The sequence below is a fragment of the Bacillus sp. 2D03 genome (assembly GCF_003946765.1).
Lineage (GTDB): Bacteria > Bacillota > Bacilli > Bacillales > Bacillaceae_G > Bacillus_A > Bacillus_A cereus.
Genome location: NZ_RPSJ01000003.1, coordinates 174,065 through 199,746, shown reverse-complemented (window position 1 = coordinate 199,746; position 25,682 = coordinate 174,065). Strand labels below are relative to the sequence as shown.

Here is a 25,682-nt window from a genome sequence, read left to right as displayed (position 1 = left end):
GAAAATTACAATCTTAAGTGCTTTTTTCATTTAAATGTAGTAGCTATGAAATGATGTGTTTTAAATGTTAAACGTACCATAAAAATTTTGAAAATAAATTGATGGGAAATGATAAAAGACTTGAGCTTGAGGTAGTGGAGCGTAGCTAGGATGATAAAAGGTAGTGCTACTTGGATGGGCACCATGATGCCAAAATGAAGGGGTAACTTGACCGGGAATTTGATATTGCTGCCAAGTTGCGGGAAGTTCAATTCCTACATCGGAGCTAGCTGTATGAACTGCAGGAACATGTATCCCAGGAGTCGAAGGAACTACGGCAGTTACTCTTAATAATACCCACATAAAATATTCACTCCTAAGTTGTGTTAATAAATTAGTATATTCTTTTCACACGTATAAAGGTACATATATAGGACTTTCGTTTAAAACATGCGTACAAAGTCTTAAGACTAATGTAAGCTGATGGTGGACTATTTAATATGAAAAGATACGTCTATTTGCGGAGGGAAAAGAGATAAAAAAAATATACAATGAGGGTGTTAATCGTAATATTTTACGAGTGTATGGAGGTATTTTTATGGAACGATTATGGACGAAATCATTTATTCAAATGACTTTCGCAATGTTATTTTTATTTACAGGATTTTATTTACTTGTTCCAACGCTCCCGCTCTTTATTAAAGAGATAGGTGGCAATGAATCGCAAGTTGGACTTATGATGGGGATGTTTACAATAGCTGCGGTTGTAATACGACCGATTATTGGAGGAATGTTAGATCAATATGGTAGAAGATCCTTTATTATTTTCGGACTCATCTTTTTTGGCTTAACGATGTATTCCTATAATATAGCATCGACTATTGTCCTTTTAGCTGTTTTACGTGTTATTCACGGAGTAACATGGGCTGTTTCTACAACAGCTGTTGGAACAGCAATAACGGATATTATTCCAGATTCACGCCGCGGTGAAGGTATGGGTTGGTACGGGATGGCGATGACAATTGCAATGGCGATCGGACCTATGATTGGATTATGGGTTGTGCAAAATTATTCATTTGATGGTCTATTTTTATTAGCGACGTTGTTATCTTTTATGGCAGTCGTATTATCATTAATAACGAAGATGCCATTTACGCCACAAAAAGAAAAAGGGAAGATGCAGCTATTTGAGAAATCCGTATTAACAATCACGATTGTAGTATTCTTTTTATCGTTTGCATATGGAGGAATAACAACCTTTTTACCGTTATTTGCATCATCAATTCATGTGAATCCGGGAACTTTCTTTCTTGTATATGCAATTGCATTAACAATTGTAAGACCAATTTCAGGGAAACTATTAGATAAGTATGGAGAAGTATTCATTATACTTCCAGCATTATGTATTACTATTTTAGCTATAGTTGTTTTAACTATTTCAAATGGTTTGATAGGTGTAATTATTGCAGCAACATTATACGGTATTGGATTTGGTTCAGCACAGCCAGCTTTGCAAGCGGCAATGCTTACAATTGTCGATCCGAGTAAAAGAGGAGTTGCAAATGCTTCATTTTTTACAGCGTTTGATTTAGGAATCGGGTTAGGTGCTATTTTACTTGGAGTTGTTTCACAAATGTTTGGTTATCGTATTTTATTTTCAGGGAGTGCAATTTCAGCATTGATAGCCTTAATTATTTTCGTCTTTTTTGTAAAACAACGATTAGGAAAAAAAGAGTTTGCGTAAACTGGAGGAATAAAGATGAGAATTTCAATTGATCGTAAGGCTCTGCAATGGTTCCAGGAAGAATTACGTATAAAGCACGGTGAATCTGTACGTTTTACTGTAAGGTACGGAGGGAATAGTTCAATTCAGCCCGGATATTCTTTAGGGGTTGTTGCTGAGAAACCCGATGGCGAAATAGTGTCAGTTGAGAAGGAAGGTATTATATTTTTTGTAGATTCTGATAATCTTTGGTATTTTCAAAACTATGATTTATTTGTAAGTTATCATGAGGAAATGGAAGAAATTCAATTTAATTATGTAAAATAATAACTTTATTAAAAATGAATAAGTTTTATATAAAAATTATATTTAAGAGATATTGAAATAAATATCATATAGTAACGAGCTGTATTTATGTACAGCTCGTTTTTTCTATTTCTCAAATAAAATTAGAATAATTGTATATTTGGCGGTGTTATATGAAAAATCTTTATATCTTGTTTTTGAAAATACGCAAAGAAGTCTATCCTTTCTTTATAAAATATAAGAATTATTTTCAAAAAATTGTATTGTTACAGTAAGAAAAGTGTAGGAAACTTATCATTATAAAATAAATTGAAATCTTCTAAAAACTCTGATACATTGAAATAGAAATGTAGTTTCACAATATTGTAAAGGCTTACAGTTATGTGCACGAAGATCTATTAGGATTGGAGGAAATAATGATGAAAGCTGAAGAAAAATTTTCCCCGGGATTAGATGGTATAGTGGCAGCGGAGACGAAAATCTCGTTTCTTGACACAGTAAAAGGTGAAATTGTAATTCAAGGGTATGACTTAATCGAACTCTCAAAAACAAAAGAGTATTTAGACATTGTGCACCTTTTATTGGAGGAACATCTACCGAATGAAGATGAAAAAGCAACACTTGAAAAGAAATTAAAAGAAGAATATGCAGTACCAGAAGGTGTATTCAACGTACTAAAGGCATTGCCTAAAGAGACGCATCCCATGGATGGATTACGTACAGGTGTGTCAGCGTTAGCTGGTTACGATAATGATATCGAAAACCGCTCGTTAGAAGTGAATAAAAGCCGAGGGTACAAGCTGTTAAGTAAAGTGCCAAACATTGTAGCAAATAGCTATCATATTTTAAATAATGAGGAGCCAATTGAACCTCTTAAAGAATTATCATATAGTGCGAATTTCTTCTATATATTAACTGGTAAAAAACCAACTGAACTTGAGGAAAAGATCTTTGATCGTTCCCTTGTTTTATATAGTGAGCATGAAATGCCAAACTCTACATTTACAGCTCGCGTTATTGCATCAACACAATCAGATTTATACGGTGCTCTAACAGGTGCAGTTGCATCTTTAAAAGGAAGTTTACATGGCGGTGCAAATGAAGCGGTTATGTACATGCTTTTAGAAGCTGGTAATGTTGAGAAATTTGAAGAGTTATTACAGAAGAAACTATATAACAAAGAAAAAATTATGGGCTTTGGACACCGTGTTTATATGAAGAAGATGGATCCAAGAGCACTGATGATGAAGGAAGCTTTAAAACAGTTATGTGATGTAAAAGGTGATTATACACTATATGAAATGTGTGAAGCTGGAGAAAAGATTATGGAAAAAGAAAAAGGAATTTATCCAAATCTTGATTATTATGCAGCTCCAGTATATTGGATGCTAGGTATTCCAATTCAACTTTACACACCAATCTTCTTTAGCTCTAGAACAGTGGGGTTATGTGCGCACGTTATTGAGCAACATGCAAATAATCGTTTGTTCCGTCCACGTGTAAATTATATTGGCGAGCGACATGTACTTAGTAAATAAGAACAACTGGGGAGTTGTTAGCGCCGCCCGCCAGATGGGTGTTTGACCGACACCCATCATTAATAATAACGAATTTTCGACAGAAAGGGAAGAATAGCATGATTAAAACAAATGAAATTAAGCAAAAAGATGCATTATTAGAAGAGATTACCGATTATGTATTAAATAAAGAGGTTACTAGTGCAGAAGCATTCAGTACAGCTCGTTACGTATTACTTGATACACTTGGATGTGGAATTTTAGCACTGCAATATCCAGAATGTACGAAATTACTAGGACCAGTTGTGCCAGGAACAATCGTGCCAAATGGTACACGTGTACCAGGTACGTCTTATGTACTAGATCCAGTAAAAGGTGCATTTAATATCGGATGTATGATCCGTTGGTTAGACTATAACGATACTTGGCTTGCAGCAGAGTGGGGACATCCATCTGATAACCTAGGCGGAATTTTAGCAGTTGCAGATTATATTAGCCGTGTTCGTATTTCAGAAGGAAAAGAAGCTTTAAAAGTACGTGAAGTATTAGAAATGATGATTAAAGCACATGAAATTCAAGGCGTGCTTGCTTTAGAAAACAGCTTAAACAGAGTTGGTCTTGACCATGTATTATATGTAAAAGTAGCAACAACTGCAGTAGTTGCGAAAATGCTTGGCGGAACACGTGAAGAAATCTTTAATGCATTATCACATGTGTGGATTGATAATTCTAGTCTTCGTACATATCGTCATGCTCCAAATACGGGCTCACGTAAATCATGGGCTGCAGGTGACGCAACGAGCCGCGGTGTTCATCTTGCAATGACTGCTCTAAAAGGTGAAATGGGTTATCCAACAGCATTATCTGCGCCAGGATGGGGATTCCAAGATGTATTATTCAATAAACAAGAATTAAAATTAGCAAGACCACTAGAGTCATATGTAATGGAAAATGTATTATTTAAAGTGTCATATCCAGCAGAATTCCATGCACAAACGGCTGCAGAATGTGCAGTGAAGTTGCATCCGGAAATTAAAGAGAGATTAGATGAAATTGACCGTATTACAATTACAACTCATGAATCAGCAATTCGTATTATTGATAAAGAAGGTCCATTAAATAACCCAGCTGATCGTGATCATTGCTTACAATACATTACGGCAATTGGTTTATTAAAAGGAGATATCGTTGCAGACGATTATGAAGATGCAGTAGCAAACGATCCACGTGTAGATGAATTACGTAATAAGATGGTTGTTGTTGAAAACAAACAGTACAGTTTAGATTACCTTGACCCGAACAAGCGCTCAATCGCCAACGCTGTTCAAGTTCACTTTAAAGATGGCACAGTAACAGAAAATGTGGAATGTGAATATCCACTTGGTCACCGCTTCCGTAGAGACGAAGCAATTCCAAAAGTTGTTCAAAAATTCACTGCAAATATGGCAGGTCATTATTCTAGTAAGCAACAAGAACAAATTCATGAAGTTTGTTTAAATGAAGAAAAACTAGAAAATATGAATGTAAACGAATTTGTAGATCTATTCTTAATTTAATAATAGGGGGAATTTAGAATGGCTTGGGTTGTGAAAAAGCAGTCAACACAAGAGGAGCTTGCGAATCGATTCCGAGCTTTAGTAGAAGCAAATGAAATTTTGCAAATTCCAGGTGCTCATGATGCAATGGCGGCTTTAGTTGCAAAAAATACAGGTTTTTCAGCTCTTTATTTATCAGGAGCTGCTTATACTGCAAGTAAAGGCTTACCAGATTTAGGTATCGCGACGTCTACTGAAGTGGCTGAGAGAGCAAGAGATTTAGTAAGAGCTACAGACTTACCTGTTCTTGTTGACATTGATACAGGATTTGGTGGTGTACTAAATGTGGCGAGAACAGCTGTAGAAATGATGGAAGCGAAAGTAGCAGCTGTCCAAATTGAAGATCAGCAATTACCAAAAAAATGTGGACATTTAAATGGTAAGAAACTTGTTACTACAGAAGAATTGGTTCAAAAAATTAAAGCGATTAAAGAAGTTGCACCGAGCTTATACATTGTGGCACGTACTGATGCTCGCGGCGTTGAAGGATTAGATGAAGCAATTGAAAGAGCAAATGCATATGTAAAAGCAGGTGCAGACGCAATTTTCCCTGAAGCGCTTCAATCAGAGGAAGAATTCCGTCTATTTAATAGTAAGATAAATGCACCTTTGCTTGCGAATATGACTGAATTCGGAAAAACTCCATATTATAGTGCAGAGGAATTTGCGAATATGGGCTTCCAAATGGTTATTTATCCTGTAACTTCACTTCGCGTTGCAGCGAAAGCGTATGAAAATGTGTTTGCTTTAATTAAAGAAACAGGTTCTCAAAAAGATGCACTTTCTAATATGCAAACGAGAAGTGAATTATACGAAACAATTTCATATCATGACTTTGAAGAGTTAGATACTGGTATTGCAAAAACAGTATTATCAGAAGATCAATAGATAAAGCAGCGAAGGCGATGAAAATACATCTTTGGCAAAATAAAATGCTTGATGTGAAAAATCATCGCCTTCTATTTTCAAAAAAGATATTCCACTCATCGTAGACGAGCATAAGCAAAAAGCTATGAAAGCCGAATGATAGGGGGATACATATGGAGAAAACGAAGTTACCATGGGATGAATTTTTTTCACTCAAGAAAGATATAAATCATACTTACTTTACACCAGAAGATTTTTCAGGTGATGAAGATTTAATCGCAAAAACGACAGAACAATTTGTTAAACAAGAAATTGTTCCACAAATGGAGAATATTGAACAACATAACTATAAAGTTTCTCGTCAATTATTTGAGAAAGCTGGGGAACTTGGATTATTAGGCATTGAGGTACCAGAAGATTATGGCGGGTTCGAGTTAGGAAAGGCTGTCTCAGGTCTTGTAGCAGAGAAAATGGGTTACGCTGGTGCGTTTAGCGTTTCTTTTAATATACACGCTGGTGTCGGTACATTGCCTTACATATATTATGGAACGAAAGAGCAAAAAGAAAAATATTTACCGAAAATCGCATCGGGAGAATGGATTGGGGCTTATGCTTTAACGGAGCCAAATGCTGGTTCGGATGCATTAAGCGCAAAAACAAGCGCCGTATTAAATGAAGAGGGAACAGCTTGGAAGTTAAATGGTGAGAAGCAATGGATTACAAATGCTCATATGGCAGATGTATACGTTGTTTTTGCGAAGACAAATAAAGGAATGACAGCGTTTATTGTCGAAAGAACATGTGAAGGTGTATCTATTGGATTAGAAGAAAAGAAAATGGGGATTAAAGGTTCTTCAACAGCGACTCTTATTTTAGAAGATGTTGTCATCCCTGCTGAAAATGTTTTAGGGGAAGTTGGGAAAGGGCATCACGTAGCTCTTAATATTCTTAACTTTGCTAGACTTAAACTTGCTTTTGGAAATATTGGAACAGCAAAACAAGCAATTGGTTTGTCGGTTCAATATGGAAAAGAGCGAAAACAGTTCCAAACGGAATTAGTAGACTTTACGATGATTCAAGAGAAGATTGCAAATATGATCATTGCTACATATGGAGCCGAAAGTGCAGCTTATCGTACAGCAGGTGTAATTGATGAAGCAATTCATGAGAGCGATGAGGATCTTATGAAGAAAATGTCCCAATTTGCAATTGAATGTGCACTGAATAAAGTAAATGCTTCTGAAACACTTGCTTATATCGTAGATGAAGCTGTACAAATCCATGGTGGTTACGGTTATATGCAAGAATATGAGGTAGAACGATTATATCGTGATGCTAGAATTAGTCGTATTTTTGAAGGAACGAACGAAATTAATAGATTAACAGTTGCTAAAATGTTAATGAAGCAAATCGAACAATTAGAAGATACTGAAGTAGAAAGTGATGTAGCAAATGTCGAAAGAAACCATCGTTACATTTTATTAGCGAAAAAATTGTTGAAACAATCTTTGAAAACGCTCTCTAAAACTCCGGGTCTAAAAATTGACCAAGAACAAGAATATTCACGTGTAATTTCAAATATGTTGACGGACGTGTACGTCATGGAATCAGCGTTTTTACGTACGAGAAAAGCGGTAAGTAAAAATGGTGAGGAAAAAGAACGTACGAAGCAATTAATAACGGATGTTATTTGTGAAGAAGGATACCGTAAAGTAGAAGAAGCGGCGATTTCTGTACTTTCAGCAGCTGTCACAGAAGAACAAGATAGACATGTGATTTTAGCTGAAATCCGTCAATTATTAGTGCCTGTATACACGAACGTATTTACGAAGAAGAGAGAAATTGCGAAAGCTATTATAAATCGTGGGAAATATATTGTGTAAATAGGAGGAAAGCGATATGAAAAAGATTGGTTTTATCGGTTTAGGTAACATGGGTCTTCCAATGTCAAAAAATCTAGTTAAATCAGGTTACACAGTATATGGCGTGGACTTAAATAAAGAGGCGGAAGCTTCCTTTGAAAAAGAAGGCGGAATTATCGGTCTATCAATCTCAAAACTAGCAGAAACATGTGATGTAGTTTTTACAAGTTTACCTTCACCTCGCGCTGTTGAAGCGGTATATTTTGGAGCAGAAGGATTATTTGAAAATGGTCACTCGAATGTAGTTTTCATTGATACAAGTACGGTATCGCCGCAGTTAAACAAACAGTTAGAGGAAGCTGCAAAGGAAAGGAAAGTAGACTTTTTAGCAGCACCTGTGAGCGGTGGTGTAATCGGAGCCGAAAACCGTACATTAACGTTTATGGTTGGTGGATCAAAAGAGGTATATGAGAAAACGGAATCTATCATGGGCGTACTAGGCGCGAACATTTTCCACGTTAGTGAGCAGATTGATAGTGGTACAACTGTTAAGTTAATTAATAACTTATTAATTGGTTTTTATACAGCTGGTGTGAGTGAAGCTTTAACATTAGCGAAAAAGAACAATATGGATTTAGATAAAATGTTTGATATTTTAAATGTAAGTTACGGTCAAAGTAGAATTTATGAACGTAATTATAAAAGTTTTATAGCACCTGAAAACTACGAGCCAGGATTTACTGTGAATTTATTGAAGAAAGATTTAGGATTTGCAGTTGACTTAGCTAAGGAAAGCGAACTCCATTTACCGGTAAGCGAAATGTTATTAAACGTATATGACGAAGCGAGTCAAGCTGGATATGGTGAAAACGATATGGCTGCTTTATATAAGAAAGTTAGCGAGCAATTAATTTCTAATCAAAAATAAATTATACAAAGGAGAGAATACAATGATTACAACTGAAATTAAACGAGTAAAAAATCACATTAACGGTGAGTGGGTTGAATCGACAGGTACGGAAGTAGAAGCAGTGCCAAATCCAGCGACTGGGAAAATTATCGCTTACGTTCCACTATCTCCAAAAGAAGATGTCGAAAAAGCTGTTGAAGCGGCAAAAGCAGCATTTGAAACATGGTCTAAAGTACCAGTTCCGAATCGTTCAAGAAATTTATATAAATATTTACAGCTATTACAAGAAAACAAAGATGAGCTTGCAAAAATCATTACGCTAGAAAATGGTAAGACGCTAACGGATGCAACAGGTGAAGTACAGCGTGGTATTGAAGCGGTAGAACTTGCAACATCTACGCCAAATTTAATGATGGGTCAAGCACTTCCGAATATCGCTAGCGGAATTGATGGATCGATTTGGCGCTACCCAATCGGAGTTGTTGCTGGTATTACGCCGTTTAACTTCCCGATGATGATTCCGTTATGGATGTTCCCACTTGCAATTGCTTGCGGTAATACATTCGTATTAAAAACATCTGAAAGAACGCCACTTTTAGCGGAGCGACTTGTAGAGTTATTCTATGAAGCTGGTTTTCCAAAAGGAGTATTAAATTTAGTACAAGGCGGAAAAGATGTTGTAAATAGCATTTTAGAAAATAAAGATATTCAAGCTGTTTCATTCGTTGGATCTGAGCCGGTAGCTCGTTACGTTTATGAAACTGGTACGAAACACGGGAAACGTGTACAAGCGTTAGCTGGTGCGAAAAACCATGCGATTGTAATGCCAGATTGCAATCTTGAGAAAACAGTACAAGGTGTAATTGGATCTGCATTCGCAAGTAGTGGAGAGCGCTGCATGGCATGTTCAGTAGTAGCAGTAGTAGATGAAATTGCTGATGAATTCATTGATGTATTAGTAGCAGAAACGAAAAAATTAAAAGTAGGCGATGGTTTTAACGAAGAGAACTATGTTGGACCATTAATCCGTGAATCTCATAAAGAGCGCGTTTTAGGCTATATTAATAGCGGTGTAGCAGATGGGGCAACTTTATTAGTAGATGGCCGTAAAATTAAGGAAGAAGTTGGAGAAGGTTACTTTGTAGGTGCAACAATCTTTGATGGCGTGAATCAAGAAATGAAAATTTGGCAAGATGAGATTTTTGCTCCAGTATTAAGCATTGTACGAGTTAAAGATTTAGAAGAAGGTATTAAACTAACAAATCAATCTAAATTTGCAAATGGTGCAGTTATTTATACGTCAAACGGTAAACATGCACAAACGTTCCGTGATAATATCGATGCTGGTATGATCGGTGTAAACGTAAATGTTCCAGCACCAATGGCATTCTTCGCATTTGCAGGAAACAAAGCGTCATTCTTTGGTGATTTAGGTACAAATGGTACAGATGGCGTTCAATTCTATACACGTAAAAAAGTTGTAACTGAGCGCTGGTTTTAATATAAAATAAACAGCCAAATTAGTTATTAAATGAAAACCACCACTATTAATAGTGGTGGTTTTCATCTTGTTAATTACTTTTTTCAAAAGCAAGTTTAATACCAAAACCAATTAAGACGACTCCCGTTAACCCTTGAATATAACGTTGCGTCTTCGGTTTTTTCATAAAAGCACTAATTTTATCAATTAAAAATATATAAAAAGCGAACCAAATGGCTGTTAAAACGAGGTAAGTAAGGCCCATTACGAGTAGTTGGATAAACGTATTATGATTTGGATTTAAAAATTGCGGTAAAAACGTTAAAAAGAATACTGCAACTTTAGGGTTTAATAAATTTGTAAGAAATCCTTGGCGAAAGCAAGAAGTATGTTCGTTTTCATTATTCAAAGATAGATCATTTGTATCTAAGTTTTCTTTGTTTCTTACTGCTAAAAGGGCTTTAATACCGATATATATTAAATAGAGAGCCCCAACGTACTTGAAAATAGAAAATAAAAGAGCTGACTTTACAATAAGTGCAGAAAGACCAATTACAGCAGCTAAAGTATGAATTAATAGTGCAATACATGTACCAAACACTGTTTTCACTCCACCGACTTTACCAGCAACCAATGTATTTTTCGTAGCCATTGCTGTATCTGGACCAGGTAAAATGATAAGGCAAATAGACATAATGATGAAAAGAAGATAATTTTCTATCATAGCCGCCCCTCCTTTTTATTTTTAGAATATTTGATTAAAATCAGTGTAGCACAAAAATGGATTTAATAAAATTAAATTTTATTAAAAAGCATTAAATAAAAAGGCTATATAGTAGCTGTAATTACAGCTACTATATAGCCTCGATTTTATACCGCTATTTGCGGGTAGTAAGATTTTTACCGCACAAGATTTAGCTGAAGCAAAGAAGTTAGGTGGGGGATGAACGAAATACCCCCTCATGACAGTTTCATTTTATGCATTAAGTAAGTTAAAGAAACGATTCACATCTTCTTCTGAAACGTCACTTAACTGTTTATATTTATAATTCGGATTTTGATCTTTATCAACGACAACGGAGCGTACTCCTTCGAAGAAATCTTCATGTCTCATGAAATTTTTAGCAAGGATAAGGTCCGTAGCGAAACATTCTTTAACGGATTTATCTTTTCCATCAATAAACTGTTTTAATGTTACTTTTAGTGAAATAGGGGATTTTGATAACAGTGTTTCTTTCGTTTTTAGAGCAAAGGAACTTTCATCTTTCTCCAATGAATGGATGATTTCTTCAATTGTATCGAAAGCAAAATGTGAATTGATTACTTCTATTGAAGGAGCAAGCTCGCTTTCTAAGTTTGGAGCAGTTGCAAATGTACGAATAACTTCTTTTAAATTAGTATGTACATCATCTTCTTTATGCCAATTTACACTTTCAAGTTCAGTAAGAAACTTTGGTAATGAATCAGATGTCATAAAGTAATCAGCAGCATTAATAAATAATACGTCAGAAGCTTTTAAAATAGATGCTGTTAAAGCAACGAATCGTCCTGTATATCCAGGCGCTTTATTTAAGAAATATGCAGCTCCGACGTCTGGGAAGAAGCCGATATTCATCTCTGGCATTGCCCATTTCGTACGCTCAGTTACAATGCGATACTTCGCACCATTTGTAAGACCGACACCACCGCCCATTACAATTCCATCTAAACAAGCAATAATCGGTTTTGTATATTGATAAATATATGTATCAATTTCATACTCTTCTTCAAAAAAACGTTCTGCATGTTGCAATGCCACTTCATTGGAACGCGCTTCATAAAGAGTTTTAATGTCGCCGCCTGCACAAAAACCTTTTGTGCCAGCTCCTTTTAACACGATAAGTGCAATACGCTCATCGTGTTCCCACTCTTTAAGTTTTTGTCCGATAGGTTGTAACATGTCATAAGATAAAGAATTAAGTGCTTTTGGACGGTTTAAAGTAATTGTTGCAACGCCGTTTTCACTAACAGAAAATAAAACGTGTTCAGTCATAATGCATCCTCCCTTACATATCTTCTTATTCTTAATTCTTGATATGTACTGAAATGTCCTTTATAAATTTCGTCAAAAGTTGACGGTAAATATTAATTTGGTCACCGCATATTTTGACGAGTTATCTTTGCAGGATTTCAGAGACTGAGGGGGAATATTACAACATTACTGTAAGTGTAATTATTTGAAGTTATAATGATAAAAGCGCTATTATATAGGTGTGAATTGTTCATTATCAATTCTAAAAAGAGTGTTTGAAGAAAAAATGAATCGTACAATTGTAATAAAAAATTTTACACTGAATTAGAAATAGAGAAAGGAGAAATCGGAATGCCAGGACCTTTACTATTGTCGGTTATTATTTTGTCTTCTTTAATGATAGGAATAACGCAGTATTTTCATCATACAGATACGACAGAAGAAGTGAAGGATAAAGTACGTCTCGTATTTCCGATTTTTATAATATCTATTTCATTCTGTATTTTATTAAATAAAGATGGGTACATTGTCGCAGTGTTCTCATTTTTCGTCGCAATCGTTTTAATTACCGTTTTATATTATGTAATGAAAGACTTTATACAAAAATAAAGATGTCACAATAGGCATTTTTATTTTGGGAAAAATATAAAATTTCACATACCGTATTTTATATAAAATACATAAAACATATAACAATAGAAAAGTGTGTACTTTGCTGTGTATGTACTTGTCAATCTTGCATAGCCACTATACTATTAAAATGTAGAGATTATAAAAAGGGGTTGTATCTATCATGAAATTTGAGATGCACACAAAAATTATTTCAAATGAAAAAGAAGTAAGATTACATATTGAAGAAAATATATTTCAATTAATATTGGATGGTTATCACTTATTTACAGTTCAAGAAATATTGCCTTTATATAAATCAAATGAAGAAAGAATTGGAAGTGCAACGATATTAAAGCTAGAGTGGGAGAACGGAAAAACTATAATAAACTATCAACTCGTTTCACTAAAATCAGTAAATTAAAAGGAGTAGAAAAATATGAAGTTATTTCATACAGCGGATTGGCATTTAGGTAAGCTTGTTCATGGCGTGTATATGACTGAAGACCAAAAGATTGTATTAGATCAGTTTGTACAGGCTGTTGAAGAAGAAAAACCTGATGCTGTAATTATTGCAGGGGATTTATATGATCGAGCAATTCCACCTACAGAAGCAGTAGACTTATTAAATGATGTGCTGCAAAAAATAGTTATTGATTTACAAACACCAGTTATTGCAGTAGCTGGTAATCATGATAGTCCGGATCGTATCCATTTTGGAAGTAGTTTAATGAAAAAACAGGGCTTGCATATTGCAGGTCAATTTCAATTCCCGTATGAACCTGTTGTACTAAATGATGAATATGGAGAGGTTCACTTCCATCTAATACCGTATGCAGACCCAAGCATAGTGAGGCACGTGTTGAAAAATGAAGACGTACGTTCTCATGATGATGCGATGCGCATTTTTATGAATGAGCTCTCTGAAACGATGGATAAAGAAGCTAGACATGTATTTGTTGGACATGCATTTGTAACTTCTTCAGGAGAAGCGGAGGAGAATACAAGTGATGCAGAACGACCACTTTCAATTGGTGGTGCTGAATATGTAAATAGTCATTATTTTGATAAGTTTCATTACACAGCGCTTGGACATTTACATCAAGCGCATTTCGTACGTAATGAGACGATTCGATATTCAGGTTCACCACTTGCCTATTCAATTTCTGAAGAGAAACATAAAAAAGGTTATTACATTGTAGAACTGAATGAAACTGGTGAAGTAGCAATTGAAAAAAGGTTACTTTCACCACGTCGTAAAATGCGAACAGTAGAAGCGAAAATAGATGAATTATTACAGCACCCAGTAAGTGAAGATTACGTATTTGTAAAATTATTAGACGAAAACCCTGTCTTACAGCCAATGGAGAAAATACGATCTGTATATCCAAATGCAATGCACGTTGAAAGAGCGATGCAAAGACGAGAACTCACAGATACAAATGAAGTAACTGTTTCAAGACATAAAACGGATGATTTATCTCTTTTAAAGGCTTTCTATAAAGAAATGAAAGGGTTAGATTTATCAGAAGAGAAAGAACGCCTATTTATAGATGTATTACAAACAGTGCAAGAACGGGAAGGTGAACGAGGATGAGACCGATTCAGCTTATTATGACAGCATTCGGGCCATATAAACAGAAAGAAATAATCGATTTTGAAGATCTTGGAGAACATCGTATTTTCGCTATTTCTGGGAATACAGGAGCTGGAAAAACAACGATTTTTGATGCGATTTGTTATGTGTTATATGGTGAGGCTAGTGGAGAAGAACGTAGTGATACGAGCATGCTTCGAAGTCAATTTGCTGATGATAATGTTTATACAAGTGTTGAACTAACCTTTCAATTAAAAGGGAAACGCTATGAAATAAAACGACAACTTGGACATAAAAAACAAGGGAATAAGACCATTACAGGACATGCAGTAGAATTATATGAAGTTATTGATGGAGAAAACGTTCCAGCCGTCGATCGTTTTCATGTAACAGACGTAAACAAAAAAGTGGAAGATTTAATTGGGTTAAGTAAACATCAATTTAGCCAAATTGTTATGTTACCCCAAGGGGAATTCCGAAAATTATTAACATCTGAGACGGAAAACAAAGAAGAGATTTTACGTCGTATTTTTAAAACGGATCGTTATAAGTTAATGCGTGAGTTACTTGACCAAAAACGAAAACAATGGAAAGACGTCTTACAAGAAAAGCAGAAAGAGCGAGAGTTATACTTCCGTAATGTTTTTAAATTACCAATCCGTGATGGAGCATTATTAGAGACATTAGTGGCACAAGAACATGTAAATACGCATCAAGTAGTAGAAGCGTTAGAACAAGAAACAACCGTGTATAAGGCAGAGGTTGAGCAATTACAAGTAGAACAAGATGTTCAAACGAAGCAATTAAAGGATGCAGAAACACGTTTTCATGCAGCAAAATCTGTAAATGAGAAATTTATAGATTTACAACAAAAGAATGAGAAATATAACACTTTACAAGAGAACCGTGCAGCAATTGAAAGGAAAGAAAAATTCTTTAAACGTGCGGAACAAGCAAAGCACTTATTACCATTTGAACAATGGTATGAAGAAGCGATGGAAAATGAGCAGAAAGCTGAAAGTTTGTTAAAACAGATAATCGTCAAACAAGAACAGATAATGAATAGCTTTGAACTTGCTCAGGAGAAGTATGAAGTAGTAAAGAATAAAGAAGCTGAACGAGAAGATGCTAAAAAACTTGTTCAAAGATTAGAAGAGTTACAAGCGATCATTGAATCATTAGCTGAGAGAAAGGTGAATTTACAAAATGCCGAAATTCAAATAGGGAAATTAAAAGAAAGTATGCAAAAGTTGGATCAACAACTAGAAGAGCATACAAACCAAAAACAGAGAATGTCTGATGAATTGCAGCAATTAGAACAAGCACTTGAGCAATATGTAGCTAAAGTGGAAGAACTAACGAATATGCGAGAAGATGCAAAAGTTTTAAAACAAGCATATGATGTTTGGCAAGAAAAACAAAAATTCGAGCAAGAAAAAGAAGCGGCAAATAATAAAATGCAAGTGGCAGTTCGTGCATATGAAAACATAGAGCGCCGCTGGTTAAGTGAACAAGCTGGTATATTAGCTCTTCATTTACATGACGGTGAATCTTGTCCGGTATGTGGTAGTACGAATCATCCACAAAAAGCTACAGAGCAAAGTAATGCGATCGATGAAAAAGAGTTAAACGATTTAAGAGATAAGAAGAACATTGCTGAAAAATTCCATGTGCAAGTAGAGGAGAAATGGAATTTCTATCGACTACAATATGAACAAGTGATAGAAGAAGTTGTGAAGCGCGGCTACAATTCGGAAAAATTAGCTGAAACATATAGTGCACTTGTTCAAAAAGGAAAACAATTAGCTGCAGATGTTAATACGTTAAAAGCAAGTGAAGAAACACGTAAGCAGATTGCTGCGAACATGAAAAGCGTAGAAGAAAAAATAGAAGAACTTCAGAAACAAAAACGAGAAGTGGAAACAATGCAGCACCGTACAGAAATGGAGTGTATGCAACTTCGTACGTCATATGAACATGATAAACGAAATATTCCAGAAAACTTACAAACAGTACAAGCTTGGGAAGCACAGTTTAATCAAGCTATGCAGGAACTTAGGTTAATGGAGGACGAATGGAAGAAAGTGCAGGAAGCGTATCAGCATTGGCAAAATGAAAATATACGTATTCAAGCTGAACAAAAAGGTGCTTCTAATCAATTTGAAAGTGCAAAATTAAAGAAAGAAGAGACTTTCGCACGCTTTATGAAAGAGCTAGAACAAAGTGGGTTTACAGATCAATTCACGTATAAAGAAGCCAAATTAAGCGATGCCGAGATGGAGATATTACAAAAAGAAATTCAAGGTTATTATTCATCGCTTGAAGTACTTGCAAAACAAATTGAAGAGTTAAACTCAGAATTAAAAGATAAAGAGTATATGGATATTACATCTTTAGGTGAACACATAAAAGATCTAGAAATTAATCTCGATATAATTAAAGAAAAACGTCAACGTGCGCAAAATGCGGTAACATATATTTCTGATTTACATGAAAACATTAGACGTATTGACGAACAAATTCACGAGGAAGAAAAAGCCTTCCAAGAACTTGTTGATTTATATGAAGTAATGAAAGGTGATAACGAAAGTCGTATATCATTTGAACGTTACATCTTAATTGAGTATTTAGAACAAATTGTTCAAATCGCAAACGAACGACTACGTAAATTATCAAATGGACAATTTTATTTAAAACGAAGTGAGCGAGTTGAAAAAAGAAACCGCCAAAGTGGATTAGGTTTAGATGTGTACGATGCATACACTGGCCAAACGCGCGATGTAAAAACATTATCCGGCGGAGAGAAATTTAACGCATCACTTTGCTTAGCGCTAGGAATGGCAGATGTCATTCAAGCATATGAAGGTGGTATTTCTATCGAAACGATGTTCATCGATGAAGGGTTCGGTTCATTAGATGAAGAATCATTAACGAAAGCAGTAGATGCCTTAATTGACTTACAAAAATCAGGCCGATTTATCGGTGTCATCTCACACGTTCAAGAGCTGAAAAACGCAATGCCAGCTGTATTAGAAGTAACGAAGCAGAAGGATGGATGTAGTCAGACTAGGTTTGTGGTGAAGTAAGCTTAGAAAATGGAGTAGGGAATCTATCGATACTTTTAGTGTCATATGTATGAATCATAAAACGTCGTCTCTTCATATTGGAGGCGACGTTTTATTTTATAAAATATCTATGAATTATCTGTAGAAGGCGGCGTATTCTCCAAACGATTATAAGCTTTAAAAGCTGAAATTGCCGATATAACCCCGCCTACTAAAAATAAAGTCGATCCTCCAACTAAGATGATACGACTGACATATGTTTCCCGTGCTTCTTCGACTTCTTCTTGTAACGCTGTAGGCATATGAATCCTCCCTTTATAAAAGTTGTTTTATAAATAGTATATACAAACGCCTAAAATGTGTTAAAATAACTGATGATTTTATGCAGTGGGTAATTAGATGAGTAGGATGCGAGTGGCTAAGTAAATCTTCATCACAAATTTATGTGAACTTCACATAGAGCACATATTAACATTGTATTATGTATATGTACCAAATAAATAAATAAATAAAGTGAATGTAAGTTCTGTTTTCAAAAATTTAAAATCCTTTTATTTCTATATGAAAGTTTTAATCAAGGGTTTTAAAAAATTTGGAAATAGATCTTATGAATATGGAATTCATATAAAAGGGGAATGTCTTATGACAACATATACGAGTGAAATGAGAAAAACTTTAGTTTCAGAAGAAGATGTAGATATTTTAAAAATTATGGCGCATCCAATCCGACTGCAAATTGTAAATGAATTAAGTACGAGAAAAACTTGTAATGTAACACAATTAACAGAGTTACTGAATATTCCGCAATCTACTGTTTCACAACATTTATCAAAAATGAAGGGTAAAGTGTTACGAGCAGAGAGAAGAGGTTTAGAAATTTATTATCATATTAACAATTTAAAAGCGAGTAAGATTGTTAATGTTTTAGGGTATATAAACTAGTGAAATATTTTTATATAAAATAGCCCCTGCTGTTGAGCAGGGGCTATTTTGTGGTGTTTTATGTATTTGTATTTAAAACTTTATAGTTTTTATGGTTTACAATTGTTCGATCAAATTCAAAAGTACCACCGCTTACATTTGTAATTTCAACTAAGACCGATTCAGTATAAAGTTTTAATACAGATCCTGTAATCTTTAAATTATTTCGTTGAAAAAGTATAGTATCCCCTACGTTTGCTTTCATAGTACCTCCTCATTAAAGACAGAAATATTTTTTTATTATATATATTAAACCACGGATAGATATATTAGTGAATATTTAGTTTTATTTATTGGAAAAAAATTTGTTCTCTAATAGAAGAGTATAAAGTACTTCTATGTTAAAAGTTATATTTTATTTAAGTTTATCCCGCTATTTGTTGGGCAGTAAGACCCCCGCCTCAAAATTCAGTGGAAGCAAAGAAGTTAGGCGAGGGCCCTGTTGCCCGTAAAAGCCCGATTGGTGAGGGCTGATTAAAGTTTCACTTTTTAAAAAAGGGTTCAAAAACAAATGTAAATCGAGCTTATACAAAAACTACTTATTAAATAACTGTTACGTATTTAATAAGTAGTTTTTGTATTTCATCCTTCGTTTTTTGTAACTGATTCTACGTTTTTGACGCTCTACCTTGTAAGTGCTTACATAAACAAAAACATCTTATACAATGAAGGTGTCAAATCAAAAGAGGTGACCAAAATGAACATAAAAAAAGTAAATTTAGCGAATAGCATTGAAATAGAAAGAGGAGGCGGAAAGGTATGAAAAAATCAACTGTTAATCCATGGCTTGTTGTCCTTGGCACAGTTATAGTACAAATGGGGCTTGGGACGATATATACATGGAGTTTATTCAATCAGCCTTTAGTTAGTAAATATGGTTGGAGTCTTAACGCTGTTGCGATAACTTTCTCAATTACTAGTCTTTCTTTAGCATTTTCAACTTTATTTGCGAGTAAATTGCAAGAAAAATGGGGACTTCGTAAACTTATTATGATAGCTGGATTAGCATTAGGACTAGGATTAATACTTAGTTCACAAGCATCCTCACTAATATTACTTTATGTACTAGCGGGAGTTGTTGTAGGTTATGCAGATGGTACAGCATATATCACTTCACTATCAAATTTAATAAAGTGGTTTCCAGAGCGTAAAGGTTTAATTGCTGGTATTTCTGTCTCTGCATATGGTTCAGGTAGCTTAATCTTTAAATACGTTAACGCACAGTTGATTGAATCAGTTGGTGTATCCCAAGCATTTATATACTGGGGTTTAATTGTTACAGCTATGATTGTAATTGGTGCTTGTTTAATCCATCAAGCTGCAGATCAAGGAGCAGTTCATGAAACAAAAACTGAGGAATACACAACGAAAGAAATGTTAGGCACAAAACAAGTATACTTATTATTTATCATGTTATTTACATCATGTATGAGTGGCTTATACTTAATTGGTATGGTAAAAGACATTGGTGTTCAACTTGTAGGACTTAGCGCAGCGACAGCAGCTAATGCGGTGGCTATGGTTGCAATCTTCAATACATTAGGTCGTATCATTTTAGGACCGTTATCGGATAAAATTGGGCGTTTAAAAATCGTTACTGGTACTTTTGTTGTTATGGCGAGTTCAGTCTTAGTTCTAAGTTTTGTAGATTTAAATTATGGTATTTACTTCGTATGTGTAGCAAGTGTAGCGTTTTGCTTTGGTGGAAATATCACTATTTTCCCAGCTATTGTTGGTGATTTCTTCGGTATGAAAAACCATAGTAAGAACTACGGAATTGTGTATCAAGGATTTGGATTTGGGGCGCTTGCAGGTTCCTTTATCGGTGCACTTCTAGGTGGATTCAAACCAACGTTCATGGTAATAGGTGTATTATGTGTCGTGTCATTCATTATCGCAATTTTAATTCAAGCACCTAAACAGAAAAAAGAAAAAGAAGAAGAGTATCGTAGCGTAGCATAAGTATACAAATCTTCTATAACACTATGATTACGAAAAAGCATCCTATTCTATTAATTAGGATGCTTTTTTATGAGTTATTTTAACAAGGTTAAATTACTTTTGGGATTTTTATAGATGTAAAAGTGAGTGGAATACCCATTTGGAATATAATAAATTGATACATCGTATTCGAAATATATATTAAATCTTAAATGATAAAGAAGACATTCATTAGTATTTGTAAGATATATTTTCAGAAAAATATTGAGAAAATATATACTTGAGTTTTTCATAAAGCATTGTAAATGAACGTATCTCTAGTTTAGCTTCTTCAATTTTAAAAAGAGGACTTTGAATTTTATTTATAATATAAGTACTTTTAATGCGTTTACATATGATTTTATTAAGAAGCATTAAAATGGTTTATCTGAAAAATAAAAAAAGATTGACAAGTTTATTGAGAAACATTATCATTTTGGTGTAAGATGGTAAATGAAAAACATTATCAATAAAATGAATTTTAAAGTAATGCGCACTTGACCAATTAGTTTAGTAAGTGTATTATTTTTTACAACACAACTGATAATGAAAATCAATATCATCGATGTTACTTAATGAAATTAATGTTTATGTGAAAGGATAGAGAAAATGAACTTAGGGGAATTTGATGGGAAAACAGTTTTAGTAACAGGTGCAGCACAAGGCATAGGCAGTGTCGTTGCCAAAATGTTTTTAGAAAGAGGAGCCACAGTTATTGCGGTTGATCAAAATGAAGAGGGGTTAAATGTACTCTTAAATCAAAATGAATTAAACAATACACGTATGAAAACGTTTCGTTTAGATGTGAGTGATAGCGCCGCTGTTGAAGACATGGTAAATCATATTGCAAATGAAATAGCGCCAATAGATATTTTAATAAATGTTGCAGGGGTTTTACGTATGGGACCAATTCATTCGTTAAGTGATGAAGATTGGAATAAAACATTCTTTGTAAATACTACAGGGGTTTTCAATATGTCCCGAGCGGTAAGTAAAAATATGATGTTAAGAAAATCGGGGGCAATTGTTACAGTCGGTTCAAATGCGGCAAATACGCCAAGAATGGAGATGGCTGCGTATGCTGCGTCAAAGGCCGCAACGACGATGTTTATGAAATGTTTAGGACTAGAGCTTGCGGCATACAATATACGCTGCAACTTAGTTTCTCCAGGTTCTACTGAAACTGAGATGCAAAGATTACTATGGGCTGATGAGAATGGAGCTAAAAATATAATTGCTGGTTCTCAAAATACATATAGACTCGGAATTCCATTACAAAAAATTGCACAACCTTCAGAAGTTGCTGAAGCAGTGTTATTTTTAGCCTCAGATAGAGCAAGTCATATTACAATGCACAATTTATGTGTTGATGGCGGCGCTACGTTAGGAGTTTAATAAAAATTCAGGAGGTTATTATATTATGAATGAACATATAGCTGTAAAGGAATTGTCAGAAAAACTTTTAGAAGATTATAAGACTGAATATTCATTCTTTTTCGCTTCACCAACTCGAACGATATTAGCAGAAGGAGAGTTTACTACAGTAAAGCATCGTGAAATTGAAAGTTTCCCAGAGCTTGTGCAAGCAGAATTACGTAATGCGAAACAAGCTGGAAATCCAAATCCTATCGTTGTGGGTGCTTTGCCATTTGATCGTAGAAAAGAAGTCCAACTCATCGTACCAGAATATAGCAGAATTTCTGAGCGTTTACAATTGGATACAACAAATCAGCTTGAAACAAATGAGAATGTAACATTTGAAATGACACCAATGCCAGACCCTGAAGTTTATATGAATGGTGTGAAGCAAGGAATTGAAAAAATACAGGACGGTGATTTAAAGAAAATCGTTCTATCCAGATCGTTAGATGTTAAATCTTCCGAAAAGATTGATAAGCAAAAACTTCTGCGAGAATTAGCAGAGCATAATAAGCATGGTTATACATTTGCTGTAAATTTACCGAAAGATGAAAAAGAGAACAGTAAGACGCTAATTGGAGCAAGCCCTGAATTACTTGTTTCACGTAATGGTATGCAAGTTATTTCTAACCCGTTAGCTGGTTCAAGGCCACGTAGTGAGGACCCAGTAGAAGATAAAAGAAGAGCAGAGGAATTACTTTCTGCGCCAAAAGATTTACATGAACATGCGGTAGTAGTTGAAGCGGTTGCCGCTGCACTTCGTCCGTATTGTCATACATTACATGTTCCAGAAAAGCCATCAGTTATTCATAGTGAAGCGATGTGGCATTTGTCTACAGAAGTGAAAGGTGAACTGAAGGATCCAAATACTTCTTCTTTACAATTAGCAATTGCCCTTCATCCTACGCCAGCAGTTTGCGGAACTCCGATGGAAAAAGCAAGAGAGGCTATACAGCATATTGAGCCATTTGACCGCGAGTTCTTTACAGGAATGCTAGGATGGAGCGATTTAAATGGAGATGGAGAATGGATTGTTACAATTCGTTGTGCTGAAGTACAAGAAAATACACTGCGTTTATATGCAGGAGCTGGGGTTGTTGCTGAGTCAAAACCAGAAGATGAGTTAGCAGAAACATCAGCTAAGTTCCAAACAATGCTAAAAGCTTTAGGGTTAAGAGATAGTTCACTTAATGAAAAATAGGGGGAAGAAAGAATGCTAGTAGGTTATACAGAATGGCCAAAAGAATTTGCCGATCGTTACCGAGAAGCAGGATGTTGGCTTGGTGAAACATTTGGAGGAGTGTTAAGAGAGCGGGCTGAGAAATATGGAGATCAAATCGCGGTTGTAAGTGGTAAGAAGCATATAACATATAGTGAACTTAATAAAAAGGTAGATCGTTTAGCAGCAGGTTTACTCAATTTAGGAATAAAGAAAGAGGACAGAGTTGTAATCCAGTTACCTAACATTATCGAGTTTTTCGAAATATGTTTTGCACTATTTCGAATTGGAGCGCTTCCTGTCTTTGCACTGCCTTCACATCGAAGTAGTGAAATTAGTTATTTTTGTGAGTTTGGCGAGGCGAGCGCTTACGTTATTTCAGATAAGGCTCTCGGTTTTAATTATCGAAAACTAGCAAGAGAAGTGAAAGAGAAAGTGCCAACTTTACAACATGTAATTGTAGTGGGAGAAGAAGAAGAGTTTGTGAACATAAATGATCTGTATATGGATCCCGTCTCATTACCAGAAGTTCAGCCAAGTGATGTTGCATTTCTCCAATTATCAGGAGGCACAACAGGTCTTTCTAAATTAATTCCTAGAACGCATGATGACTATATTTATAGTTTGCGTGTTAGCGCTGAAATTTGTAATTTGAATGCAGAAAGCGTCTATATGGCAGTTCTTCCAGTAGCACACAATTACCCAATGAGTTCTCCAGGGACATTTGGAACTTTCTATGCGGGTGGAAAAGTGGTATTGGCAACTGGTGGTAGTCCAGATGAGGCCTTTGCTCTTATCGAAAAAGAAAAAGTTACAATTACAGCGCTCGTTCCGCCATTAGCAATGATTTGGCTTGATGCTGCATCTTCTCGTAATGCCGATCTATCAAGCCTAGAGGTTATTCAAGTAGGTGGTGCTAAGTTTAGTGCTGAGGTTGCAAGACGTATACGCCCTACATTTGGATGTACGTTACAGCAAGTATTCGGTATGGCGGAAGGATTAGTGAACTATACAAGATTAGATGATCCGGAAGAAATTATTACTTATACACAAGGTAGACCAATGTCTGCACTCGATGAAGTGCGAGTTGTTGATGAAAATGACAACGATGTACAACCGGGCGAAGTAGGTAGTTTATTAACACGAGGTCCATATACAATTCGTGGTTACTATAAAGCCGAAGAGCATAATGCACGATCATTTACAAAGGATGGGTTTTATCGCACAGGTGATCTTGTAAAAGTAAATGAACAAGGATACATCATTGTAGAAGGAAGAGATAAAGATCAAATTAACCGTGGTGGTGAGAAAGTTGCCGCGGAAGAAGTTGAAAATCATCTATTAGCACACGATGCGGTCCATGACGTAGCAATTGTATCTATGCCTGACGATTATTTAGGTGAACGCACCTGTGCTTTTGTTATAGCTCGCGGACAAGTTCCGGCAGTAAGTGAATTAAAAATGTTTTTAAGAGAACGTGGTATAGCGGCTTATAAAATTCCAGATCGAATTGAATTTATTGAATCATTCCCGCAAACAGGAGTCGGAAAAGTCAGCAAAAAGGAACTACGTAAAGTCATTGCTGAAAAACTTATTACAGTAAAACAATAATAAAAACCGGAAGGAAGTGATTAGATGGCTATCCCATCTATTTCAGTATATAAAATGCCAATTGAATCAGAACTACCAAAAAATAAAGTGAATTGGACACCAGATTCGAAACGTGCAGTGCTTTTAATTCATGACATGCAAGAATATTTTCTTGATGCATATAGCGATAAAGAATCCCCAAAAGTAGAACTTATTTCAAATATTAAAATGATAAGAGAAAAATGTAAGGAACTTGGTATACCAGTTGTTTATACAGCACAACCTGGTGGGCAAACGTTAGAACAACGAGGTTTATTACAAGACTTTTGGGGTGACGGTATACCTGCTGGACCAGATAAAAAGAAAATTGTTGATGAACTTACTCCTGATGAGGATGATATATTCCTCACAAAATGGAGATATAGTGCATTTAAAAAGACAAATCTATTAGAAATTTTAAATGAACAAGGAAAAGATCAACTCATTATTTGCGGTATTTATGCGCATATTGGCTGTCTTTTAACAGCTTGTGAAGCATTTATGGATGGTATAGAGCCGTTCTTTGTAGCAGATGCAGTTGCTGATTTTTCACTAGAGCATCATAAACAAGCATTGGAGTATGCATCTAATAGATGTGCAGTAACGACATCAACAAACCTACTGTTAAACGATTTACAAAGTGTAAAAGATGATGAGAGTGAAGGAATCACTATACAGGAAGTGCATGAACTAGTTGCACAACTACTTCGTGAGCCAGTAGAGAGTATTGATATTGATGAGGACTTATTAAATAGAGGGCTTGATTCGGTCAGAATTATGAGTTTAGTAGAGAAGTGGCGTCGTGAAGGGAAAGAAATCACTTTTGCAGATTTAGCAGAACGTCCAACTGTTGCAGGTTGGTACAGTTTACTATCTTCACAAACAGCACAGGTGCTGTAACAAATAGACTACATAATAAAGGGGTAGTAAAGA

Annotated in this window: 23 protein-coding genes; 18 read left to right on the top strand and 5 right to left on the bottom strand. The window is 35.2% G+C overall.

Translation table 11 applies throughout. The features are described from left to right. Nucleotides 1–60: 60 nt before the first annotated feature. The gene (locus tag EBQ15_RS09230; protein WP_000270087.1) at nt 61–342 is read right to left on the bottom strand and encodes a hypothetical protein; all 282 of its coding nucleotides are present in this window, start codon (nt 340–342) and stop codon (nt 61–63) included. Between the two features lie 235 nt (nt 343–577). Here EBQ15_RS09230 and EBQ15_RS09225 point away from each other — a divergent pair, with 235 nt between their 5' ends. From EBQ15_RS09225 to EBQ15_RS09190, 8 genes are all read left to right on the top strand, one after another. After that, nucleotides 578–1,723, top strand: coding sequence for an MFS transporter (locus EBQ15_RS09225; RefSeq protein ID WP_000440665.1), 1,146 nt, complete (start codon nt 578–580; stop codon nt 1,721–1,723). 15 nt (nt 1,724–1,738) lie between these two features. Further along, nucleotides 1,739–2,029 carry a HesB/YadR/YfhF family protein gene (locus EBQ15_RS09220; protein WP_001222847.1) on the top strand — a complete coding sequence of 97 codons (291 nt, stop codon included), beginning with the start codon at nt 1,739–1,741 and terminating at the stop codon, nt 2,027–2,029. A 395-nt stretch (nt 2,030–2,424) separates the two neighbouring features. Next, nucleotides 2,425–3,546: a citrate synthase gene (gene mmgD, locus EBQ15_RS09215; protein WP_001999759.1), complete on the top strand. Its 1,122-nt coding sequence runs from the start codon at nt 2,425–2,427 to the stop codon at nt 3,544–3,546. A gap of 98 nt (nt 3,547–3,644) precedes the next feature. Further along, nucleotides 3,645–5,081, top strand: a complete 1,437-nt coding sequence (gene prpD, locus EBQ15_RS09210) for a 2-methylcitrate dehydratase (RefSeq protein ID WP_000598126.1) — start codon at nt 3,645–3,647, stop codon at nt 5,079–5,081. A gap of 18 nt (nt 5,082–5,099) precedes the next feature. Further along, nucleotides 5,100–6,008 (top strand): methylisocitrate lyase, encoded by a 909-nt coding sequence (prpB, locus tag EBQ15_RS09205; RefSeq protein ID WP_000312635.1) that lies wholly within the window; start codon nt 5,100–5,102, stop codon nt 6,006–6,008. A gap of 152 nt (nt 6,009–6,160) precedes the next feature. Continuing rightward, complete coding sequence (locus EBQ15_RS09200) at nt 6,161–7,870, top strand: acyl-CoA dehydrogenase family protein (RefSeq protein ID WP_000415984.1); 1,710 nt, start codon at nt 6,161–6,163, stop codon at nt 7,868–7,870. Between the two features lie 16 nt (nt 7,871–7,886). Further along, nucleotides 7,887–8,777 carry an NAD(P)-dependent oxidoreductase gene (locus EBQ15_RS09195; RefSeq protein WP_000719412.1) on the top strand — a complete coding sequence of 297 codons (891 nt, stop codon included), beginning with the start codon at nt 7,887–7,889 and terminating at the stop codon, nt 8,775–8,777. Between the two features lie 22 nt (nt 8,778–8,799). Beyond that, nucleotides 8,800–10,260 (top strand): CoA-acylating methylmalonate-semialdehyde dehydrogenase, encoded by a 1,461-nt coding sequence (locus EBQ15_RS09190; protein WP_000633346.1) that lies wholly within the window; start codon nt 8,800–8,802, stop codon nt 10,258–10,260. Between the two features lie 70 nt (nt 10,261–10,330). On the opposite strand, the gene EBQ15_RS09185 is transcribed toward EBQ15_RS09190, so the two are convergent. Both EBQ15_RS09185 and EBQ15_RS09180 read right to left on the bottom strand, forming a co-directional pair. Further along, entirely contained in the window at nt 10,331–10,963 is a 633-nt protein-coding gene (locus EBQ15_RS09185; protein WP_000572359.1) for a LysE family translocator, read from the bottom strand. A 252-nt stretch (nt 10,964–11,215) separates the two neighbouring features. Further along, on the bottom strand, nt 11,216–12,271 hold the full coding sequence (locus EBQ15_RS09180) for an enoyl-CoA hydratase/isomerase family protein (RefSeq protein WP_000134923.1): 1,056 nt from the start codon (nt 12,269–12,271) through the stop codon (nt 11,216–11,218). A 330-nt stretch (nt 12,272–12,601) separates the two neighbouring features. Between EBQ15_RS09180 and EBQ15_RS09175 the strand changes: the two genes are divergently transcribed. The 4 genes from EBQ15_RS09175 (at nt 12,602) to EBQ15_RS09160 (ending at nt 17,542) form a co-directional block, all read left to right on the top strand. Beyond that, nucleotides 12,602–12,859, top strand: a complete 258-nt coding sequence (locus EBQ15_RS09175) for a hypothetical protein (RefSeq protein ID WP_001119409.1) — start codon at nt 12,602–12,604, stop codon at nt 12,857–12,859. 184 nt (nt 12,860–13,043) lie between these two features. Next, nucleotides 13,044–13,283 (top strand): DUF2584 family protein, encoded by a 240-nt coding sequence (locus tag EBQ15_RS09170; protein ID WP_000667345.1) that lies wholly within the window; start codon nt 13,044–13,046, stop codon nt 13,281–13,283. Nucleotides 13,284–13,298: 15 nt separating this feature from the next. Further along, a complete protein-coding gene (locus EBQ15_RS09165) occupies nt 13,299–14,456 on the top strand; it encodes an exonuclease SbcCD subunit D (RefSeq protein WP_000765150.1) in 1,158 nt (385 codons plus the stop codon). Next, the gene (locus EBQ15_RS09160) at nt 14,453–17,542 is read left to right on the top strand and encodes an AAA family ATPase (protein ID WP_001247415.1); all 3,090 of its coding nucleotides are present in this window, start codon (nt 14,453–14,455) and stop codon (nt 17,540–17,542) included. The genes EBQ15_RS09165 and EBQ15_RS09160 overlap by 4 nt, the downstream gene beginning before the upstream one ends. 107 nt (nt 17,543–17,649) lie before the next feature. On the opposite strand, the gene EBQ15_RS31110 is transcribed toward EBQ15_RS09160, so the two are convergent. Then, nucleotides 17,650–17,823: a hypothetical protein gene (locus tag EBQ15_RS31110; RefSeq protein WP_001141668.1), complete on the bottom strand. Its 174-nt coding sequence runs from the start codon at nt 17,821–17,823 to the stop codon at nt 17,650–17,652. A gap of 340 nt (nt 17,824–18,163) precedes the next feature. On the opposite strand from EBQ15_RS31110, the gene EBQ15_RS09155 reads away from it, so the two are divergent. After that, complete coding sequence (locus EBQ15_RS09155) at nt 18,164–18,463, top strand: ArsR/SmtB family transcription factor (RefSeq protein WP_000214801.1); 300 nt, start codon at nt 18,164–18,166, stop codon at nt 18,461–18,463. A gap of 58 nt (nt 18,464–18,521) precedes the next feature. Here EBQ15_RS09155 and EBQ15_RS09150 read toward each other — a convergent pair whose 3' ends face one another. After that, nucleotides 18,522–18,707: a YkvS family protein gene (locus EBQ15_RS09150; protein ID WP_000646793.1), complete on the bottom strand. Its 186-nt coding sequence runs from the start codon at nt 18,705–18,707 to the stop codon at nt 18,522–18,524. 554 nt (nt 18,708–19,261) lie between these two features. Between EBQ15_RS09150 and EBQ15_RS09145 the strand changes: the two genes are divergently transcribed. The 5 genes from EBQ15_RS09145 (at nt 19,262) to EBQ15_RS09120 (ending at nt 25,649) form a co-directional block, all read left to right on the top strand. Beyond that, nucleotides 19,262–20,464, top strand: a complete 1,203-nt coding sequence (locus EBQ15_RS09145; RefSeq protein WP_000750126.1) for an L-lactate MFS transporter — start codon at nt 19,262–19,264, stop codon at nt 20,462–20,464. Between the two features lie 627 nt (nt 20,465–21,091). After that, complete coding sequence (gene dhbA, locus EBQ15_RS09135; protein WP_001048429.1) at nt 21,092–21,877, top strand: 2,3-dihydro-2,3-dihydroxybenzoate dehydrogenase; 786 nt, start codon at nt 21,092–21,094, stop codon at nt 21,875–21,877. A gap of 25 nt (nt 21,878–21,902) precedes the next feature. Continuing rightward, entirely contained in the window at nt 21,903–23,102 is a 1,200-nt protein-coding gene (gene dhbC / locus EBQ15_RS09130; protein ID WP_001002079.1) for an isochorismate synthase DhbC, read from the top strand. A gap of 12 nt (nt 23,103–23,114) precedes the next feature. Continuing rightward, on the top strand, nt 23,115–24,731 hold the full coding sequence (locus EBQ15_RS09125) for a (2,3-dihydroxybenzoyl)adenylate synthase (RefSeq protein ID WP_000960114.1): 1,617 nt from the start codon (nt 23,115–23,117) through the stop codon (nt 24,729–24,731). A gap of 24 nt (nt 24,732–24,755) precedes the next feature. After that, the gene (locus tag EBQ15_RS09120) at nt 24,756–25,649 is read left to right on the top strand and encodes an isochorismatase family protein (RefSeq protein WP_001007287.1); all 894 of its coding nucleotides are present in this window, start codon (nt 24,756–24,758) and stop codon (nt 25,647–25,649) included. Nucleotides 25,650–25,682 lie beyond the last annotated feature (33 nt).

Bases quoted from the DNA above. Each gene is read 5' to 3' on its own strand.
- mmgD (WP_001999759.1), top strand. From the start codon at position 2,425: ATGATGAAAGCTGAAGAAAAATTTTCCCCGGGATTAGATGGTATAGTG.
- EBQ15_RS09195 (WP_000719412.1), top strand. From the start codon at position 7,887: ATGAAAAAGATTGGTTTTATCGGTTTAGGTAACATGGGTCTTCCAATG.
- EBQ15_RS09125 (WP_000960114.1), top strand. From the start codon at position 23,115: ATGCTAGTAGGTTATACAGAATGGCCAAAAGAATTTGCCGATCGTTAC.
- prpB (WP_000312635.1), top strand. From the start codon at position 5,100: ATGGCTTGGGTTGTGAAAAAGCAGTCAACACAAGAGGAGCTTGCGAAT.
- EBQ15_RS09160 (WP_001247415.1), top strand. From the start codon at position 14,453: ATGAGACCGATTCAGCTTATTATGACAGCATTCGGGCCATATAAACAG.
- EBQ15_RS09190 (WP_000633346.1), top strand. From the start codon at position 8,800: ATGATTACAACTGAAATTAAACGAGTAAAAAATCACATTAACGGTGAG.
- EBQ15_RS09155 (WP_000214801.1), top strand. From the start codon at position 18,164: ATGACAACATATACGAGTGAAATGAGAAAAACTTTAGTTTCAGAAGAA.
- prpD (WP_000598126.1), top strand. From the start codon at position 3,645: ATGATTAAAACAAATGAAATTAAGCAAAAAGATGCATTATTAGAAGAG.
- EBQ15_RS09230 (WP_000270087.1), bottom strand. From the start codon at position 342: ATGTGGGTATTATTAAGAGTAACTGCCGTAGTTCCTTCGACTCCTGGG.
- EBQ15_RS31110 (WP_001141668.1), bottom strand. From the start codon at position 17,823: ATGCCTACAGCGTTACAAGAAGAAGTCGAAGAAGCACGGGAAACATAT.
- dhbA (WP_001048429.1), top strand. From the start codon at position 21,092: ATGAACTTAGGGGAATTTGATGGGAAAACAGTTTTAGTAACAGGTGCA.
- EBQ15_RS09170 (WP_000667345.1), top strand. From the start codon at position 13,044: ATGAAATTTGAGATGCACACAAAAATTATTTCAAATGAAAAAGAAGTA.
- EBQ15_RS09145 (WP_000750126.1), top strand. From the start codon at position 19,262: ATGAAAAAATCAACTGTTAATCCATGGCTTGTTGTCCTTGGCACAGTT.
- EBQ15_RS09150 (WP_000646793.1), bottom strand. From the start codon at position 18,707: ATGAAAGCAAACGTAGGGGATACTATACTTTTTCAACGAAATAATTTA.
- EBQ15_RS09175 (WP_001119409.1), top strand. From the start codon at position 12,602: ATGCCAGGACCTTTACTATTGTCGGTTATTATTTTGTCTTCTTTAATG.
- EBQ15_RS09120 (WP_001007287.1), top strand. From the start codon at position 24,756: ATGGCTATCCCATCTATTTCAGTATATAAAATGCCAATTGAATCAGAA.
- EBQ15_RS09220 (WP_001222847.1), top strand. From the start codon at position 1,739: ATGAGAATTTCAATTGATCGTAAGGCTCTGCAATGGTTCCAGGAAGAA.
- EBQ15_RS09165 (WP_000765150.1), top strand. From the start codon at position 13,299: ATGAAGTTATTTCATACAGCGGATTGGCATTTAGGTAAGCTTGTTCAT.
- EBQ15_RS09185 (WP_000572359.1), bottom strand. From the start codon at position 10,963: ATGATAGAAAATTATCTTCTTTTCATCATTATGTCTATTTGCCTTATC.
- EBQ15_RS09180 (WP_000134923.1), bottom strand. From the start codon at position 12,271: ATGACTGAACACGTTTTATTTTCTGTTAGTGAAAACGGCGTTGCAACA.
- EBQ15_RS09225 (WP_000440665.1), top strand. From the start codon at position 578: ATGGAACGATTATGGACGAAATCATTTATTCAAATGACTTTCGCAATG.
- dhbC (WP_001002079.1), top strand. From the start codon at position 21,903: ATGAATGAACATATAGCTGTAAAGGAATTGTCAGAAAAACTTTTAGAA.
- EBQ15_RS09200 (WP_000415984.1), top strand. From the start codon at position 6,161: ATGGAGAAAACGAAGTTACCATGGGATGAATTTTTTTCACTCAAGAAA.